The sequence below is a fragment of the Pseudomonas sp. LD120 genome (genome assembly GCF_009861525.1).
GTDB lineage: Bacteria > Pseudomonadota > Gammaproteobacteria > Pseudomonadales > Pseudomonadaceae > Aquipseudomonas.
The window spans coordinates 2,059,967-2,077,298 of the sequence record NZ_WVHL01000005.1 but is presented as its reverse complement, the minus strand read 5'-3'; the positions used below and the strand labels follow the sequence as shown (position 1 = coordinate 2,077,298).

General features: G+C 58.9%; 15 protein-coding genes. 2 read left to right on the top strand and 13 right to left on the bottom strand.

Annotated features, from left to right (window positions below; all coding sequences use genetic code 11):
* Positions 1-32: 32 nt before the first annotated feature.
* Positions 33-905, top strand: coding sequence for a pirin family protein (locus PLD_RS23820; protein ID WP_159897126.1), 873 nt, complete (start codon positions 33-35; stop codon positions 903-905).
* 101 nt (positions 906-1,006) lie between these two features.
* On the opposite strand, the gene PLD_RS23815 is transcribed toward PLD_RS23820, so the two are convergent.
* From PLD_RS23815 to PLD_RS23800, 4 genes are all read right to left on the bottom strand, one after another.
* Positions 1,007-1,735, bottom strand: a complete 729-nt coding sequence (locus tag PLD_RS23815) for a dienelactone hydrolase family protein (RefSeq protein ID WP_159897124.1) — start codon at positions 1,733-1,735, stop codon at positions 1,007-1,009.
* 71 nt (positions 1,736-1,806) lie between these two features.
* Entirely contained in the window at positions 1,807-3,711 is a 1,905-nt protein-coding gene (htpG, locus tag PLD_RS23810; RefSeq protein WP_159897122.1) for a molecular chaperone HtpG, read from the bottom strand.
* 90 nt (positions 3,712-3,801) lie between these two features.
* Complete coding sequence (locus PLD_RS23805; protein WP_159897120.1) at positions 3,802-4,254, bottom strand: PaaI family thioesterase; 453 nt, start codon at positions 4,252-4,254, stop codon at positions 3,802-3,804.
* The gene (locus PLD_RS23800; protein ID WP_159897118.1) at positions 4,251-4,727 is read right to left on the bottom strand and encodes a PaaI family thioesterase; all 477 of its coding nucleotides are present in this window, start codon (positions 4,725-4,727) and stop codon (positions 4,251-4,253) included. The genes PLD_RS23805 and PLD_RS23800 overlap by 4 nt, the downstream gene beginning before the upstream one ends.
* Before the next feature lie 158 nt (positions 4,728-4,885).
* On the opposite strand from PLD_RS23800, the gene PLD_RS23795 reads away from it, so the two are divergent.
* Positions 4,886-5,137, top strand: coding sequence for a hypothetical protein (locus tag PLD_RS23795; protein ID WP_159897116.1), 252 nt, complete (start codon positions 4,886-4,888; stop codon positions 5,135-5,137).
* 115 nt (positions 5,138-5,252) lie between these two features.
* On the opposite strand, the gene PLD_RS23790 is transcribed toward PLD_RS23795, so the two are convergent.
* From PLD_RS23790 to PLD_RS23750, 9 genes are all read right to left on the bottom strand, one after another.
* The gene (locus tag PLD_RS23790) at positions 5,253-5,717 is read right to left on the bottom strand and encodes a hypothetical protein (protein ID WP_159897114.1); all 465 of its coding nucleotides are present in this window, start codon (positions 5,715-5,717) and stop codon (positions 5,253-5,255) included.
* A 51-nt stretch (positions 5,718-5,768) separates the two neighbouring features.
* Positions 5,769-6,506 (bottom strand): DUF599 domain-containing protein, encoded by a 738-nt coding sequence (locus tag PLD_RS23785; RefSeq protein ID WP_159897112.1) that lies wholly within the window; start codon positions 6,504-6,506, stop codon positions 5,769-5,771.
* A 169-nt stretch (positions 6,507-6,675) separates the two neighbouring features.
* Complete coding sequence (gene brnQ, locus PLD_RS23780; RefSeq protein ID WP_159897110.1) at positions 6,676-7,989, bottom strand: branched-chain amino acid transport system II carrier protein; 1,314 nt, start codon at positions 7,987-7,989, stop codon at positions 6,676-6,678.
* Between the two features lie 455 nt (positions 7,990-8,444).
* Positions 8,445-9,326, bottom strand: coding sequence for a succinate--CoA ligase subunit alpha (sucD, locus tag PLD_RS23775; protein WP_068587916.1), 882 nt, complete (start codon positions 9,324-9,326; stop codon positions 8,445-8,447).
* Positions 9,326-10,492: an ADP-forming succinate--CoA ligase subunit beta gene (gene sucC / locus PLD_RS23770; protein ID WP_009047768.1), complete on the bottom strand. Its 1,167-nt coding sequence runs from the start codon at positions 10,490-10,492 to the stop codon at positions 9,326-9,328. Before sucC ends, sucD begins: the two co-directional genes overlap by 1 nt.
* A gap of 229 nt (positions 10,493-10,721) precedes the next feature.
* A complete protein-coding gene (lpdA, locus tag PLD_RS23765) occupies positions 10,722-12,158 on the bottom strand; it encodes a dihydrolipoyl dehydrogenase (RefSeq protein WP_159897108.1) in 1,437 nt (478 codons plus the stop codon).
* A 106-nt stretch (positions 12,159-12,264) separates the two neighbouring features.
* A complete protein-coding gene (gene odhB / locus PLD_RS23760; protein ID WP_159897106.1) occupies positions 12,265-13,482 on the bottom strand; it encodes a 2-oxoglutarate dehydrogenase complex dihydrolipoyllysine-residue succinyltransferase in 1,218 nt (405 codons plus the stop codon).
* Between the two features lie 42 nt (positions 13,483-13,524).
* Positions 13,525-16,356 carry a 2-oxoglutarate dehydrogenase E1 component gene (locus PLD_RS23755; protein ID WP_159897104.1) on the bottom strand — a complete coding sequence of 944 codons (2,832 nt, stop codon included), beginning with the start codon at positions 16,354-16,356 and terminating at the stop codon, positions 13,525-13,527.
* Positions 16,357-16,619: 263 nt separating this feature from the next.
* Positions 16,620-17,324, bottom strand: coding sequence for a succinate dehydrogenase iron-sulfur subunit (locus PLD_RS23750; RefSeq protein ID WP_038581011.1), 705 nt, complete (start codon positions 17,322-17,324; stop codon positions 16,620-16,622).
* Positions 17,325-17,332: the final 8 nt, after the last annotated feature.

The window sequence follows — 17,332 nt, the reverse complement described above, 5'->3', positions numbered from 1 at the left end:
CTGGCAGAACTCCGATCAGCCTGGAATCCACCATGAACTCATCCCTAGTGATCCGTCCCCGAGTCGAGCACGTCGAAGGCCAGCCCATCCTCCGCCCCCTGCCTTCGGCACAGTGCCGCAGTGTCGGCCCCTTCGTATTCTTCGACCACATGCTGAGCACCTCCTACCCCGCCGGCAAAGGCATGAACATCCGCCAGCACCCGCATATTGGCCTGTCCACGCTGACCTACCTGTTCGAAGGACAGATCCAGCACAAGGACAGTCTCGGCTCGGACCAGATCGTCCTGCCCGGGGACGTCAGCTGGATGACCGCAGGCAGCGCCATCGCCCATGTCGAGCGCACGCCCGAGACACTGCTGAACCAGGCTTTCACCCTGCATGGCTTGCAAGTCTGGCTGGCCTCGCCCAAGGAGCACGAGCAGGGGCCTGGGCACTACAGCCATCACCCCGCAGCCACACTGCCGGTGAGTGACAACCTCGGGGTCACGATCCGCATGATCGCCGGCAGCGGCTTCTGCCTGGAATCACCGGTGCCGGTGCTCTCCGCGACCCTGTATGCCGAACTGCAGCTGCAGACCGCCACCAGCCTGTTGATTCCCACCGAGCATCAGCAACGCGCGCTGTATGTACTGAGCGGCGAGGCACAGCTGGACAGCGAGCCATTGCCCCTGCACTCGCTGGTGGTATTGCCGGTGGGAGAAAACGCCACGCTGTTCGCCGAGAGCGACTGCCATGCGGTACTGCTTGGCGGTGCGCCGTTGGACGGGCCGCGACGGATCAACTGGAACTTTGTCGCCAGCGACCCACTGTTGATCGATGCAGCACGCAGACGCTGGGCGGCCGGGGACTGGCCGCCAGTGCCGGGAGAAAGCGAGCGCATCGAACTGCCCGCCTCTCGCCACTGATCCGTAGGCGCCGGCTTGCCGGGAAACGCCCCCCCTGAGTCTTGCGTTGTGCTCGCTCACGCCCGCGCCGGCAAGCCCGCTCCGGGATCAGGGGATTGCGGTCAGTTTTGGAACACTTCGTCCAGCAGGTAGTACAAGGTGGCAAAGGCCCGCGCCGATGTCTTGGCGTCATACATCATCTTGCCCGGGACATTGGCCTGAGGATCGGTAAAGGAATGCACCGCACCGCCGTAGCTGACCAGTTGCCAGTCAACGCCTGCCGCGTTCATCTCCGCCTCAAAGGCCGGCAGTTGTTCCTTGGCCACCAGCGGATCGGCCGCACCGTGCAGCACCAGCACCGAGCCCTTGATGTTCTGCGCATCCGCAGGCTCAGGCGTGTCCAGGGTGCCATGGAAGGAAGCCGCGGCCTTGACTGGCGCCCCGCTGCGGGCCAGTTCCAGCACGCAGCAGCCGCCAAAGCAGAAACCGAAGGTGGCCAGCCTCGTGGTGTCCACTGCGGCCTCGGTCTGGCTCTGCAGGGCGCTGAAGGCCGCCTGCATGCGCTGGCGCAAGAGCCCCCGGTCATTCTTCAGGGGCATCATCGCCGCACCGGCCTGATCGGCGTCGCTAGGGCGCACCGACTGGCCATACAGGTCGGCGACCAGCACCACATACCCCTTGGCCGCCACCGACTCGGCAAGCTTCTGCGCGCCGGCGCTGACACCCATCCAGTTCGGCGCCATCAGCAACCCCGGGAGCGCGCCTTGATGGGCGGCATCGAAGGCCAGGAGACCTTCATAGGGCTGGCCATCGATCTGATAGACCACAGAACGCACGGTGATTTGAGTCATGACTCATCTTCTCCAGTAGGGGGACACCAGAATGAAAAAACCCGCCGAAGCGGGTTTTTCCTGCAACCTGGTTAAACCGACAGTTCAACCAGCAGCTTGTTCAGTCGGCGCACATAGGCCGCCGGGTCTTTCAAGCTGTCACCGGCCGCCAGGGCCGCTTGATCGAAGAGGATATGCGACAGGTCGCCAAAGCGCTCTTCGCTTTGCTCGCCGTCAAGTTTCTCGATCAGCGGGTGAGTCGGGTTGAATTCGAAGATCGGCTTGGAATCCGGAACCTTCTGCCCGCTGGCTTCAAGGATCTGACGCATTTGCAGCCCCAGGTCCTGCTCGCCGATGGCCAAGATCGCCGGGGAGTCGGTCAGGCGGTGGGAAACCCGCACTTCGCTGACGTTCTCGCCCAAGACGGTCTTGATCCGCTCAACCAGGCCTTCCTTGGTCTTGGCGACCTCCTCGGCAGCCTTCTTGTCCTCTTCCGAGTCCAGGTTGCCCAGGTCCAGGTCACCCCGCGCCACGTCGACAAAGCTCTTGCCGTCGAATTCGTTGAGGTAGCTCATCAGCCACTCGTCGATGCGGTCGGTGAGCAGCAGCACTTCGATGCCTTTCTTGCGGAAGACTTCCAGGTGCGGGCTGTTTTTCACCTGGGCGTAGGATTCGCCGGTGAGGAAGTAGATCTTGTCCTGACCTTCCTTGGCGCGAGCCAGGTAATCTGCCAGGGACACAGTCTGCTCGCCGTCGTCGCCCTGAGTGGACGCGAAGCGCAGCAGGCCGGCGATCTTCTCCTTGTTGGCGAAGTCTTCGGCCGGGCCTTCCTTCATCACCTGGCCGAAGTTTTTCCAGAAGCCCTGGTATTGCTCAGGCTCGTTCTTCGCCAGTTTTTCCAGCATGTCCAGCACGCGCTTGGTCAGCGCCGACTTCATCGAATCGATGATCGGGTCTTTCTGCAGGATTTCCCGCGAGACGTTCAGTGACAGGTCGTTGGAATCCACCACGCCCTTGATGAAGCGCAGGTACAGCGGCAGGAACGACTCGGCCTGATCCATGACGAACACGCGCTGCACGTAGAGCTTGAGGCCCTTCGGCGCTTCACGCTGGTACAGGTCGAAGGGTGCGCGGGCCGGCACGTAGAGCAGCGAGCTGTATTCCAGCTTGCCTTCGACCTTGTTGTGGCTCCAGCTCAGCGGGTTCTCGAAGTCATGGGCGATGTGCTTGTAGAACTCCTGGTATTCCTCGTCCTTGATCTCGGTACGCGGACGGGTCCACAAAGCGCTGGCGCGGTTGACGGTTTCCCACTCCAGTGCCGGCTTCTCTTCGCCTTCAGCGGCCGCGGCCTCTTTTGGCAACTCGATCGGCAGGGCGATGTGGTCGGAGTACTTCTTGATGATGTTGCGCAGGCGCCAGCCATCGGCAAACTCGTCTTCACCGGACTTCAGGTGCAGGACAATGCGAGTACCGCGGTCGGCCTTGTCGATGGTCGCAACCTCGAACTCGCCTTCACCCTTGGACGACCAGTGCACGCCTTCGCTGGCGGACAAGCCGGCACGGCGGCTGAACACCTCGACCTGGTCGGCGACGATGAACGCGGAGTAGAAACCCACGCCAAACTGACCGATCAGGTGCGAGTCTTTCTTCTGGTCGCCGGTGAGGTTTTTCATGAAGTCGGCGGTGCCGGACTTGGCGATGGTCCCCAGGTGGGTGATCACATCTTCACGGCTCATGCCGATGCCGTTGTCTTCGAGGGTGACGGTTTTCGCGTCCTTGTCGAAGCTCACACGGATCTTCAGTTCAGCGCCACCTTCCAGCAAGTCAGGCTTGGACAGGGCTTCGAAGCGTAATTTGTCGACGGCGTCAGAGGCGTTCGAGATCAATTCGCGAAGGAAGATTTCCTTGTTGGAATACAACGAATGGATCATGAGGTGCAGCAGTTGCTTCACCTCGGTCTGGAAGCCCAGGGTTTCCTTTTGAGTTTCCACACTCATGGTCATCAAACTCCAATCAGATGGCAGTAGTCGCGTTCCGGAAGCGGAGAGCGGCGGGATGACATGGAAGTGGGGGTAGCTCGACAGATTTCAAGGGGCGGGCGTCTCTTCAATCTTGAAATGTGCGCGAGCGGTGGCAATTGGCTCGTCGACGGTGCTCTGCCAGGCAGTGATCGCGACGTTGGCCACGCGTCGGCCCTGGCGCCAGACCTGGCAGCGAGCGAAGGTGTCGCGAAACTGCCCGGCGCGCAGGTAATCCAGGGAGAAGTCGATGATCTTCGGCACCCCGGGCGAGCCGGTGAAGATCAACAGATGCAGGGCTGCCGCCAACTCCATGAAACCGGCAATCACGCCGCCATGCAGCGCGGGCAGCAACGGGTTGCCGATGTTGTCCTTGTTGGCCGGCAGACGAAACAGCAGCTCGTCTCCCAACCGCGAGCACTCGATGCCAATCAGGCTGGCGTAAGGAATTTTCTGCAGCAGCGCGGTGTAGTCGCCTTGCTGGTGGGCCTGATCCAGCAGTGCCTTTAGACTCTCACTCATGGGCGAGCTCCCTTGATCGAACTGGCGAACCCCGGGACACCTTTGAGACCCTTGCCCATGCGCATGAAGGTGCCCACCACATGGGCCACAGGACGCTCGGGATCATCCTGATAGGCAAAGCCGCGAGTGAAGATCACATCAGTGGTCACCCGGTAGCACTGGGCGAAACCATGCACGTCATGATGAGGCACTGCCGGATGCATATAGTCGACCCGCAGATCCAGGGTCGGGCACACCTCGAACGCCGGCAACACGCACAAGGTGGCCATGCCACAGGCGGTGTCCATCAGCGTAGTCAGCGCGCCGCCGTGAATAATCCCGCTTTGCGGATCACCCACAATCTGCGGGCGGTAGGGCAACGTCAGGGTCATGCCTTCGGTGGAAGCGCTGTGTACGGTGATGCCCAGCACCTGACAGTGGCGCAGTGCAGATAGAAAGCGTATCGCTCGCTCAAAAATAGGGTTTTGCGTCATGGAATATGCCTCTTGTTATTGTCAGAAATTGGCATCGAACTACGCGGGCAAAAGTTCCGTGGCAGGAATACTTAATATATCTGGGCATTTAAAGGAACTTAAATCACAACGCCATGCTCGAAAGGCCAGTCGATATCTTTACTAAGGAGAAATACCCCATGCGTAAGACTTTAGCTATTGCCCTGATGCTGACCGCCTCCCTTGGCCTGGCTGCCTGTGACAAAAAGTCCGAAGACAAAGCTCAAGACGCCAACCAGCATGCAGAGCAAGCGCAGCAAAAAATGAACGAGGCTCAGGATAAAGTGAACGAGGCAGCGAAAGAAAACGCCGAAGCCGCCAAAGATCAGGCTGAATCCAACAAAGCTGCGGTCGAAGAAAGCATCAAGGAAGAAGCGCCTAAAACCAACTAAGTCGGTTTTAGCGCAACACCAAAAAGCCCGCCAAGTGCGGGCTTTTTCTTGTCTGCAAAACAGCAGCTCAATACAACGGTGTTTAGTTGTCGAATAGATAACTAAGTACTGGAGCTCAATACCCTGACTCCAGGAACAACTCATCTTGGAGCGGTTCTGCCTGCAACGGGCGTCCAGCCACTCCATTGCCTGAAGACTCCACCCCATAGTGCAAGGAACTGGATGCAGGCAACAGCCTAATGGGAAAGTCGTAGTGGGCGGCAAAGGGGGCCGACCACTGGCGGGTCTGGTAATCGACCGCGCTGATACTCATGTTGCAAGGGTGCGGAGTGTCCTGGAGCCCGCGACTGGCCAGTACCATCACCAACTCCCAGTCGGTTGCCTGCTCGACCTGGAAGCGTCCGTCCTCGCCAGTCAGGAACTGCGCCCCACACAAGGCCCCCTTGGCCCCGGCGATCGGCATGCCACTCAATGCATCCACCACCTGGCCACGCGCATCGCCATTCAGATACAGGGTTTGCACTCGGCAGCCCGACAACAACATGCATGACAAGCACATCACGACACGCAACTTACTCATTGGCCAACTCCTTTTAACCGGGCGACAGATCAATCGATAAGTTCTCGCCGCTCAAATTGCGTCTTTGGGGCTATCGGCCAAAGGCTGTTCAGTCGGGGTATAGACCATGACGTCAAGTACGTCGGAATGAAACTCCCGCCGGTACAGGACAAACACCACGCCTGCACTCATCAGCATGAACAACCAGGGGCTGACGAACCAGGCCAGCATGGTCATGCCGAAATAGTAGGAACGCAGCCCGAAGTTGAACTGGTTGGCCGCCATGGAAATCACCCGGGCTGCCCGCGAAGCAAACGCCTTGCGCTCCTGCTCGGAGACATGTCGCTCGCCGATCATCGGCGCCGACCCCACCAGTACCGCCGCAAAGTTGTATTGGCGCATGCACCAACTGAAGGTGAAAAAGGCATACACGAACACCAGCGCCAGGCACAGTAACTTGATCTCCGACATGCCCTGGGACGCCTGCTGCACCAGTGGAATGTCCGCCAGCAGCGACACCGCGCGCTCCGATGCACCGAGCACTGTGAGAATACCTGCCAGGATGATCAGGGTGCTGGAGGCGAAGAACGAAGCATTGCGCTCCAGGTTGCCAATCACGCTGGCGTCGGCGATGCGGTTATCCCGCAGCAACATGCGACGCATCCAGTCCTCGCGGTACAGGTGCAGGACGCTGGCCAGGCATGCCGTGTCCCGGCCCTTCCAGGTGGCGTAGCGGGTGTAGCCGCCCCAGCAGACGACGAACCACAGTGCGGCCAGGAGATGAATCAGGTTGGCTTGGACGAACGACATGCAAATTCCTGTAAGGCGTTGGCAAAAGACAAGGACACTGCTTCGACGCCACGCCGAGGAAAAAGACACCGTCCAAGTCCCATAAAAAATGCCCCGTATCGATGGATACGGGGCATTTTCCTTGGTGCTTATGGGCCGCTTGTGGCGATCCAGAACCATCAGCGACGGATCAAGCCAGAGCTTGGGCCGGCTTGCCCAGAATACGGTCGAAGATCACCGCAACCCCCAGGATGATCACCGAAGGCACCAGCCAGGCCAGGCCTTGCTCGCTCAACGGCAAGTGGGACAACTGGCTGGGCAAGCCATCGGCCAGGCCGGCCCCCTTGAGTGCATCGATCAGACCGAACACGAAAGACACCAGCATCACCGGACCAACGATACGCCGCTGATCGCGCCAGAAGTCCTTGCAGAAGCTCAGGGCCACCAGGGCAATGCACGGCGGATAGATGGCGGTCAGCACCGGGATCGAGAAGGCGATCAGCTTGGTCAGGCCAAGGTTCGACACCAACAGCGAGAAAACCGCGAGGATCACCACCAGAGTCTTATAGGACAAGGGTGTTACACGGCTGAAATACTCGGCGCAGGCACAGGTCAGGCCCACCGCCGTCACCAAGCAAGCTAGGGAGATCAGTACCGCGAGGAAGCCGCTGCCCAGGGAGCCAAAGGTGTGTTGTACATAGGCATGCAGCACCGCCGCGCCATTGGTGGCACCGGCGGCCACTTCATGGCTGCCCGAACCGAGACGGAACAGGCTGATGTAAACCAGCGCCAGGCCAACCCCGGCGATCAGGCCGGCGATCACCGCATAGCGAGTGATCAGTCGAGGCGACTCGACCCCCCGCGAGCGAATGGCGTTGACGATGACGATGCCAAACACCAAGGCGCCCAGGGTATCCATGGTCAGGTAGCCATTGATGAACCCCTGGGAGAATGGCGCAGCAACGTACTCAGGCGTGGCATCGCCAACGCTGCCGGCCGGCAGGACGCACGCTGCGATTCCCAGAACCGCCAGGGCGATGATCTTCAGCGGCGCCAGAAAACGGCCAACCGTATCCAGCAGACGGCCCGGATACAGGGAGATGAAGAACACCAGCAGGAAATACGCCGAGCTGTAGAGGAACAGTGCCAGCGAGCTTTCACCAGTCAGTGGCGCCAGGCCCACTTCAAAGGACACAGTGGCCGTACGCGGCGTGGCGAACAGCGGGCCAACCGCCAGGTAGCAGACCGCCGCCAACAGACCGCCAGCGACTTTACCGATGGGGCTACTCAGCGCATCCATGGCGCCACCGACCTTGGCCAGGGCGACCACGGTGATCACCGGCAAGCCCACTGCAGTGATCAGAAAGCCCAGCGCCGCCATCCAGACATGGGGTCCGGACTGCAAACCGACGATAGGAGGGAAGATGATGTTGCCAGCCCCGACGAACAGGGCAAAAGTCATGAAGCCGAGCGCCAGAATGTCCTGGCCTTTCAACACTTTCATTAAGGAAATACCACACTACTGAATCGGAATTTAGAGAGGGATTTCCCTTATGGGTGAGGGAAATGCTGTCAATCCGTATAAGACTGACCCGTTTAGCGCGCAGCGGCCTTGTGGGCAGCAGACGCAAAAAGAGGCGGGTAGCCTACCGAATCTGTAAGACGAACGCACCGACGCAATAAGAATTTTCTGATATGCGACATAGGGATGTCGCTTTTTTGAAACTATTTTTCCATCGGAATGTCTCCCTTGCGCAGCCGCCGTACCGGCGCCCGCCTTACGCAGAGCCTGGTTTGCGCAGGAGCTGACTCGTGTGCAGCTGGCGCGCCAGTGAAGGCTTCGGCAAGGACAACACCCCGCTCAGAGGCACCTTCGCCGGAAGCCGGCTGCTGGGGCAGAAAGCACAAAGGCCACCCGAAGGTGGCCTTTGTGGTTGAAGCGTCAGTTAAGCGCGAAGCTTACTTGACAGCCCAACCGGTCAGCTCGGCCAAGGCCTTGCCGATGTCTGCCAGCGAACGCACGGTTTTTACACCTGCGTCTTGCAGCGCAGCGAATTTCTCGTCTGCAGTGCCTTTACCGCCAGAGATGATTGCGCCAGCATGGCCCATGCGCTTGCCCGGAGGAGCAGTCACACCAGCGATGTAGGAAACAACCGGCTTGGTCACGTGAGCCTTGATGTAGGCAGCCGCTTCTTCTTCAGCCGAACCGCCGATCTCGCCGATCATCACGATCGCTTCGGTCTTCGGGTCTTCCTGGAACAGCTTCAGGATGTCGATGAAGTTGGAGCCCGGGATCGGGTCACCGCCGATGCCGACGCAGGTGGACTGACCGAAACCGGCGTCAGTGGTCTGCTTAACAGCTTCGTAAGTCAGGGTGCCGGAACGGGAAACGATACCGACCTTGCCTGGCAAGTGAATGTGACCTGGCATGATGCCGATCTTGCATTCGCCTGGAGTGATCACGCCTGGGCAGTTAGGGCCGATCAGGGTAACACCCAGCTCGTCGCACTTAACTTTGGCGTCCAGCATGTCCAGGGTAGGAATGCCTTCGGTGATGCAGACGATCAGCTTGATGCCGCCGAAAGCTGCTTCCAGGATCGAGTCCTTGCAGAAAGGAGCTGGAACGTAGATCACGCTGGCGGTAGCGCCAGTAGCTGCTACAGCGTCTTTCACGGTGTTGAACACCGGCAGGCCCAGGTGCTCAGTGCCACCTTTGCCTGGAGTTACGCCGCCCACCATCTGGGTGCCGTATTCGATGGCTTGCTGGGTGTGGAAACTACCTTGCGAACCGGTAATACCCTGGCAGATAACTTTGGTGTCTTTATTGATCAGGACGCTCATTATTTGCCCTCCGCAGCTTTGACAACTTGTTGAGCAGCGTCGGTCAGGCTGGTAGCAGCGATGATGTTCAAGCCGCTTTCTGCCAGTACTTTAGCGCCCAGTTCAGCGTTGTTGCCTTCAAGGCGAACAACAACCGGGATTTTCACGCCCACTTCTTTAACGGCGCCGATGATGCCTTCGGCAATCATGTCGCAACGAACGATACCGCCGAAGATGTTGACCAGTACAGCGGCAACATTGGTGTCGGACAGGATGATCTTGAAGGCTTCGGTCACGCGCTCTTTGGTCGCGCCGCCACCTACGTCAAGGAAGTTGGCTGGCTTACCGCCGTGCAGGTTGACGATGTCCATGGTACCCATGGCCAGGCCGGCACCGTTGACCATGCAGCCGATGTTGCCTTCCAGGGCTACGTAGTTCAGTTCGAACTTGGCAGCGTGCGCTTCGCGCGGATCGTCTTGCGACGGATCGTGGAAAGTCTTCAGCTTAGGCTGACGGTACATGGCGTTGGCGTCGATGTTGATCTTGGCGTCCAGGCAGTGCAGATCGCCATCAGCCTTGATCACCAGCGGGTTCACTTCCAGCAGGGCCAGATCGTGATCCTGGAACAGTTTGGCCAGACCCACGAAGATCTTGGCAAACTGGGCAACTTGCTTGCCTTCCAGACCCAGTTGGAAAGCCAGCTCGCGACCCTGGAATGGCTGAGCGCCAACCAGTGGATCGATAGTGGCTTTGAGAATTTTTTCTGGAGTGTCGTGAGCGATCTTCTCGATGTCCACGCCACCTTCGGTGGAAGCCATGAACACGATGCGACGGCTCGAACGGTCAACGACAGCGCCCAGGTACAGCTCTTTAGCGATATCAGTGCACGATTCAACCAGGATCTTGGTGACAGGCTGGCCATTGGCGTCAGTCTGATAGGTCACCAGACGCTTGCCCAGCCACTGCTGAGCGAATGCCTTAGCGTCTTCTTTGCTGCGAACCAGCTTAACGCCGCCCGCTTTACCGCGACCACCGGCGTGAACCTGGGCTTTGACAACCCACTCGGAGCCGCCGATTTTGTCGCAAGCTTCTGCTGCTTCTTCCGGGGTGTCTACCGCGTAACCTTTGGATACTGGCAGGCCGTATTCAGCGAACAGCTGCTTACCCTGATACTCGTGAAGATTCATGCTTTTTACCGTCTTCGTTAGGTACTGCGCATTCGGCGCTGCGCTCAAGATTGAGTGCCGCACCACCTGTGACCGCTACTCTCAAACCAACACCCTCCCTGAAACCGGAGCCTGGGCTCCGGTCCAGTGCGTGGCGCTACCTCAAGAGGTCGAGTCCAGCGGATATTCCGCGGTGAGTCTTGCGCACAAGGCTCACGACGGGCCAACCGCCGTGGTTTCTTATTATTGCTTAGCGTTTCTTGCGGTTGGCGATGTGAATGGCGCCGCCATTCACAGCCAGTGCTGCTTCGTGCAGGGCTTCGGACAGGGTTGGATGGGAGAAAACCATCATGCCCAGGTCTTCGGCGCTAGTGCCGAATTCCATGCCGATCGCACCTTGCTGAACCAGTTCCGCAGCGCTTGGGCCAATCACGTGGACGCCCAATACGCGGTCAGTCTTGGCATCGGCGATAACCTTGACGAAACCACCGGTGTCGTTGGCTGCCATGGCACGGCCGCTGGCGGCAAACGGGAAGGTGCCGACGTTAACTTCAACGCCTTCAGCTTTCAAGGCCTGCTCGGTCTTACCGACCCATGCAATTTCCGGGTGAGTATAAATAACCGATGGGATCAGGTCATAGTTCATCTGGGCTTTGTGGCCCTTGATGCGCTCGACGACCATGATGCCCTCTTCCGAGGCCTTGTGAGCCAGCATCATGCCGCGCACCACGTCACCGATGGCGTAGACGCCTGGTACGGTAGTCGCGCAATGATCATCAACGTGCACGAAACCGCGCTCATCGAGGGTCACGCCGCAGTCGGTGGCCAGCAGATCGGTGGTCACAGGGCGGCGACCAACGGCAACGATCAGCTTGTCGAAAGTAATGGTTTGTTCGCCGTTGGCGTCGGTGTAGGTCACTACGACCTCTTCGCCATCAACCTTGGAGCCGGTCACGCGAGCGCCCAACTTGATGTCCAGGCCTTGCTTGGTGAGGGTCTTCAGCGCTTCCTTGGAAACAGCGGTGTCCGCAGCCATCAGGAAGGTGTCCAAGGCTTCCAGGACCGTCACTTGCGCACCCAAACGCGACCAGACCGAGCCCAGTTCCAGACCGATCACGCCAGCGCCGATCACGCCCAGACGTTTTGGTACGGCCTGGAATTCAAGTGCGCCGGTGGAATCGACAATGACGTTTTGATCGACTGGAGCCGGTGGAATGTCGATCGGACGCGAACCTGGAGCCAGGATGACGTTCTCAGCTTCAATCACTTCAACCGAACCGTCTGGCTTGGTGACTTCGACACGCTTGCCGGCCAGCAGCTTGCCGTGGCCTTGGATCGAGGTTACGCCGTTGGCTTTGAACAGGGTGGCAACACCGCTGGTCAGGCCTTTGACGATGTTGGCCTTACGACCGACCATGGCCGGTACGTCCATGGTTACGCCAGCGTGCTGGATACCATGGATGGCAAAACCATCCTGGGCTTCGTGGAATTTCCAGGAGCTGTCCAGCAGCGCCTTGGAAGGAATGCAACCAACGTTCAGGCAGGTGCCGCCAAGGGCCAGCTTGCCCTCTTTGTCGGTGTACTTCTCGATGCAAGCGGTGGAGAGACCAAGTTGCGCGGCCTTGATCGCGGCAACATAACCGCCTGGGCCAGCACCAATCACTACCACGTCAAATTTCTGAGTCATAAAAAGGTTCCTTTTAGCGGCAAGCTAGAAGCCACAGGCTGCAAGCTCGAAGCTCCTTCGCCCAGAACGGGACTGAAGCTTTTCGCTTGCAGCCTGTAGCTGCTTTTTAGATGTCCAGGAGCAGACGCGCTGGGTCTTCCAGCAGGTTCTTGATGGTCACCAGGAACGTCACGGCTTCTTTACCGTCGATCAGGCGGTGGTCATAAGACAGCGCCAGGTACATCATCGGACGAATTACCACTTGACCGTTGATCGCCATCGGACGCTGCAGGATGTTGTGCATGCCCAAGATCGCTGCTTGCGGCGGGTTGACGATCGGGGTCGACATCATCGAACCGAAGGTACCACCGTTGGTGATGGTGAACGTACCGCCAGTCATCTCTTCCATCGACAGTTTGCCGTCGCGAGCTTTCTTACCGAAGGTAGCAATGCCGCCTTCGATTTCAGCCAGGCTCATCAGCTCAGCGTTACGCAGAACCGGAACCACCAGGCCGCGATCGCTGGAAACCGCAACACCGATGTCGGCGTAACCGTGGTAAACGATGTCGGAGCCGTCGATCGAGGCGTTGACCGCTGGGAAGCGTTTCAGCGCTTCAGTAGCGGCCTTGACGAAGAACGACATGAAGCCCAAGCGCACGCCGTTGTGGGACTTCTCGAACAGGTCCTTGTACTTCGAACGCAGAGCCATGACTTCAGTCATGTCGACTTCGTTGAAGGTGGTCAGCATTGCCATGTTCGACTGGGCTTCGACCAGACGCTCGGCAACCTTGGCCCGCAGGCGGGTCATCGGAACACGCTTCTCAACGCGGTCACCCGCGGCGAAAACGGGCGCAGCGGCGGCCGGAGCCGGAGCCTTGGCAGGCGCGGCAGCTGGAGCGGCTTTCTTGGCGGCAACGGCTGCTACCACGTCTTCCTTGGTCACACGACCACCCTTGCCGGTACCGGCAACGGAAGCGATGTTGATGCCATTCTCTTCAGCCAGCTTACGCGCGGCGGGGGCCGCGATTGGATCGTCTTCGCCTTCAGCAGTTGGTGCTGCAGCAGCGGCCGGAGCAGCCGCAGCGGCCGGCGCGGCAGTAGCAGCGGCGCCTTCAACGATAGAGCCCAGAACTTCGTCAGACAGAACGGTATCGCCTTCGTTCTTGACGATAGCGCCCAGCACGCCGTCAGCGGTGGCCAGCACTTCCAGCACGACCTTGTCGGTTTCGATGTCAACGATCAGCTCGTCGCGCTTGACGGCGTCACCCGGTTGTTTGTGCCAGGTGGCAACGGTGCCATCGGCAACCGATTCCGGGAAAGTGGGGGCTTTGATCTCGATAGCCATTATCTGTGGTTCCTTAAATTCGGTTTCAGGTGCGCGAAGGCGTTAAACAGTGAAGGCATCTTGCAGCAGTTTTTCCTGCTGCTCAGCGTGCATCGATGCGTAGCCACAAGCTGGGGCAGCAGAAGCGTCACGGCCCGCGTACTCAAGTACCAGGGACTTGTTGTGACCGCTGATGATGCGCCGCATGTGATGCTGGCTGCAGTACCAGGCACCCTGGTTCATCGGCTCTTCCTGACACCAAACGATATGTTTGAGGTTTTTGTACGGAGCCAGGACTTCGATCAAGTCGTCCTCGGGGAATGGGTACAGCTGCTCAATACGCACGATAGCGATGTCGTCACGACCTTCGGCACGGCGTTTTTCCAACAGGTCGTAGTAGACCTTGCCGCTACACAGAACGATGCGATCCACGTCTTTCGGATCCTGGGCATCGATTTCCGGAATAACGGTCTGGAACGAACCTTCAGCCAGATCTTCCAGGGTCGAGATGGCCAGTTTATGACGCAACAGCGACTTCGGTGTCAGCACCACCAGCGGCTTACGCAGCGGGCGAATCACCTGACGACGCAGCAAGTGGTAGATTTGAGCCGGCGTGGTCGGTACGCAAACCTGAATGTTGTGCTCAGCACACAACTGCAGGTAACGCTCCAGACGAGCCGAGGAGTGCTCAGGGCCCTGACCTTCATAGCCGTGTGGCAGCAGCATGGTCAGACCGCAGAGACGGCCCCACTTGTGCTCGCCACTGGTGATGAACTGGTCAATCACCACTTGGGCACCGTTGGCGAAGTCGCCGAACTGGGCTTCCCAGATCACCAGCGCGTTTGGCGTAGTGGTCGAGTAACCATATTCGAACGCCAGTACGGCTTCTTCGGACAGGAACGAGTCGTACAGATCGAAGCGCGGCTGACCTTCGTACAGATGCTGCAGCGGGATGTAGGTGCTGGCATCTTTCTGGTTGTGCAGGACTGCGTGACGGTGCGAGAAAGTACCCCGGCCGATGTCCTGACCGGTCATACGGATCGGGTGCCCTTCGAACGCCAGGGTCGCGTACGCCATGGTTTCAGCATACCCCCAGTTGATCGGTAAGCCACCAGCCTGCATCTTCTGACGGTCTTCGTAGATCTTCGCGACCTGACGCTGAACCACGAAACCTTCTGGCAGTTCCAGCAGTTTGGCGGACAGCTCCTGCAGGGTCTTGAGGTCGAACGTGGTGTCGTGACGCGCAGTCCAGGTGTGCCCCAGGTATGGACGCCAGTCCACAAACAACTCTTTGTTCGGCTCTTTGACCAGGCTTTTCACAACATGCAGGCCGTTGTCCAAAGCGTTACGGTACTCATCGACCTTGGCCTGAACACGCTCTGCATCGAGGACACCACCCTGAGTCAGGCGATCGGCATACAGCTCACGGGTGGTGCGCTGCTTGGAGATCTGCTGATACATCAGTGGCTGGGTACCGCTTGGCTCGTCGGCCTCGTTGTGGCCGCGACGGCGGTAGCAAACCAGGTCGATCACCACATCGCGCTTGTACTGCATGCGGTAGTCGATGGCCAACTGGGTCACGAACAACACGGCTTCCGGATCATCACCATTCACATGGAGAATCGGTGCCTGGATCATCTTCGCAACGTCGGTGGCGTACTCGGTGGAGCGCGAGTCCAGCGGGTTGCTGATGGTGAAACCAACCTGGTTGTTGATCACGATGTGCACAGTGCCGCCGGTACGGAAACCGCGGGTCTGGGACATCTGGAAGGTTTCCATCACCACGCCCTGACCGGCAAATGCCGCGTCACCGTGGATCGAGATCGGCAGAACCTTGTCGCCGGTCTGGTCGTTGCGGCGATCCTGACGGGCACGCACCGAACCTTCGACCACTGGAGAAACGATTTCCAGGTGAGACGGGTTGAATGCCATCGCCAGGTGAACTTCGCCACCGGTGGTCATCACGTTGGACGAAAAGCCCTGGTGGTATTTAACGTCACCGGAACCCAGTTCGACCTTCTTCTTGCCTTCGAACTCGTCGAACAACTCGCGCGGGTTCTTGCCGAAAGTGTTGACCAGTACGTTCAGACGGCCACGGTGGGCCATGCCAATCACGACTTCCTTGGTGCCGTAGGAGCCCGAACGCTGAATCAGCTCGTCGAGCATCGGAATCAGGCTCTCGCCGCCTTCCAGACCGAAACGCTTGGTACCCGGGTATTTGGTACCCAGGTATTTTTCCAGACCTTCAGCCGCGGTGACGCGCTCGAGCAGGTGGCCCTTGATGTCGGCGGAGTAGGTTGGACGGCCGCGCACGCTTTCCAGACGCTGCTGGAACCACTGGCGCTGCTCGGAGTCGGTGATGTGCGTGAATTCAGCGCCGATGGTGCGGCAATATGTCTGCTGCAACGCTTCGTGAATTTCGCGTAGGCTCGCTTCCTCTTTGCCGATGAACAGGTCGCCGGCACGGAAGGTCGTATCAAGATCGGCATTGGTCAAGCCGTAATGATTGATCGACAGGTCTGCAGGTGCAGGACGCTGCCACAGTCCCAGCGGGTCAAGCTGGGCTGCCTGGTGGCCACGCATCCGATAGGCCTGGATCAATCGCAGCACTTCAACTTGCTTCTTCTCGTGCTCACTGCTCACGCTGCCGGCGGACACCGGTTGGGCGCGGCGCTGGTTCTTTGCCAGCAAGACGAAATGATCGCGGATTGTCGAGTGCGAAACATCGATGGCAGTGCTGCCGTCGGTAGGCAACTTCTGAAAGTAAGTGCGCCACTCTTCTGGCACAGCGTTAGGGTCGTGCAGGTAGAGCTCGTAGAGCTCTTCCACATAGGCAGCGTTACTACCGGATAGGTAGGCGCTGTTCCACATGCGCTGCATCACGCTTTCTTGCATGCTTGGTCACCCTCGGTTAGGGGAACACCATCGGCGAAGACACCGAGCAAGCTTGCAGAAGTCCGAATGCAGCGACCAAAACAAGCCACTTAGGATCACGCTGATAGTCCGGGTACCAGCCCGGATGCCCCTGCTTGTCTCATTTCTTCAAAAATAAGAGCAGCCACTTTGTGAGCTGCTGCTCAGGTTAGAGCCATGACGCGGGTTGAAGCCCGCGCCTTGGCTTTTACGGGTACAGCGGTCCTACGGGTACAACAGCTGAATCACACACCGCTCTGCAGCAGCATGTTACGAATGTGACCGATGGCCTTAGTCGGGTTCAGGCCTTTGGGACAGACGTTGACGCAGTTCATGATCCCCCGGCAGCGGAATACGCTGAACGGGTCATCCAGCGAAGCCAGACGCTCGGATGTCTTGGTGTCACGGCTGTCTGCCAGGAAGCGATAAGCCTGCAGCAGTGCAGCTGGACCCAGGAACTTGTCCGGGTTCCACCAGAAGGACGGGCAAGAGGTCGAGCAGCAAGCGCACAGAATGCACTCGTACAGACCGTCAAGCTTTTCACGCTCTTCAGGGGACTGCAGACGCTCGATGGCCGGAGCCGGCGTATCGTTCTGCAGGAATGGTTTCACCTTCTCGTATTGCTTGTAGAAGATGCTCATATCGACGACCAAGTCACGAATAACCGGCAAACCTGGCAGCGGACGAACAACCAGCTTGTTATTCTTGACCACGGCAGACAGCGGCGTGATGCACGCCAGACCATTCTTACCGTTGATGTTCATGCCATCGGAACCACAAACACCTTCACGGCAAGAGCGACGATAGGAGAAACCCTCGTCCTGCTCTTTGATCAGCGCCAGCACGTCCAGCACCATCAAGTCCTTGCCACCGGTGTCTACCTGAAAAACCTGGGTTTTCGGAGCCGAGTCGGTGTCAGGGTTGTAACGATAAACTTCAACTTGCAACATATCGATCA

Excerpts from the sequence above, each read along its gene's own strand:
- PLD_RS23820 (WP_159897126.1), top strand. The coding sequence starts at position 33 with ATGAACTCATCCCTAGTGATCCGTCCCCGAGTCGAGCACGTCGAAGGC.
- PLD_RS23815 (WP_159897124.1), bottom strand. The coding sequence starts at position 1,735 with ATGACTCAAATCACCGTGCGTTCTGTGGTCTATCAGATCGATGGCCAG.
- htpG (WP_159897122.1), bottom strand. The coding sequence starts at position 3,711 with ATGAGTGTGGAAACTCAAAAGGAAACCCTGGGCTTCCAGACCGAGGTG.
- PLD_RS23805 (WP_159897120.1), bottom strand. The coding sequence starts at position 4,254 with ATGAGTGAGAGTCTAAAGGCACTGCTGGATCAGGCCCACCAGCAAGGC.
- PLD_RS23800 (WP_159897118.1), bottom strand. The coding sequence starts at position 4,727 with ATGACGCAAAACCCTATTTTTGAGCGAGCGATACGCTTTCTATCTGCA.
- PLD_RS23795 (WP_159897116.1), top strand. The coding sequence starts at position 4,886 with ATGCGTAAGACTTTAGCTATTGCCCTGATGCTGACCGCCTCCCTTGGC.
- PLD_RS23790 (WP_159897114.1), bottom strand. The coding sequence starts at position 5,717 with ATGAGTAAGTTGCGTGTCGTGATGTGCTTGTCATGCATGTTGTTGTCG.
- PLD_RS23785 (WP_159897112.1), bottom strand. The coding sequence starts at position 6,506 with ATGTCGTTCGTCCAAGCCAACCTGATTCATCTCCTGGCCGCACTGTGG.
- brnQ (WP_159897110.1), bottom strand. The coding sequence starts at position 7,989 with ATGAAAGTGTTGAAAGGCCAGGACATTCTGGCGCTCGGCTTCATGACT.
- sucD (WP_068587916.1), bottom strand. The coding sequence starts at position 9,326 with ATGAGCGTCCTGATCAATAAAGACACCAAAGTTATCTGCCAGGGTATT.
- sucC (WP_009047768.1), bottom strand. The coding sequence starts at position 10,492 with ATGAATCTTCACGAGTATCAGGGTAAGCAGCTGTTCGCTGAATACGGC.
- lpdA (WP_159897108.1), bottom strand. The coding sequence starts at position 12,158 with ATGACTCAGAAATTTGACGTGGTAGTGATTGGTGCTGGCCCAGGCGGT.
- odhB (WP_159897106.1), bottom strand. The coding sequence starts at position 13,482 with ATGGCTATCGAGATCAAAGCCCCCACTTTCCCGGAATCGGTTGCCGAT.
- PLD_RS23755 (WP_159897104.1), bottom strand. The coding sequence starts at position 16,356 with ATGCAAGAAAGCGTGATGCAGCGCATGTGGAACAGCGCCTACCTATCC.
- PLD_RS23750 (WP_038581011.1), bottom strand. The coding sequence starts at position 17,324 with ATGTTGCAAGTTGAAGTTTATCGTTACAACCCTGACACCGACTCGGCT.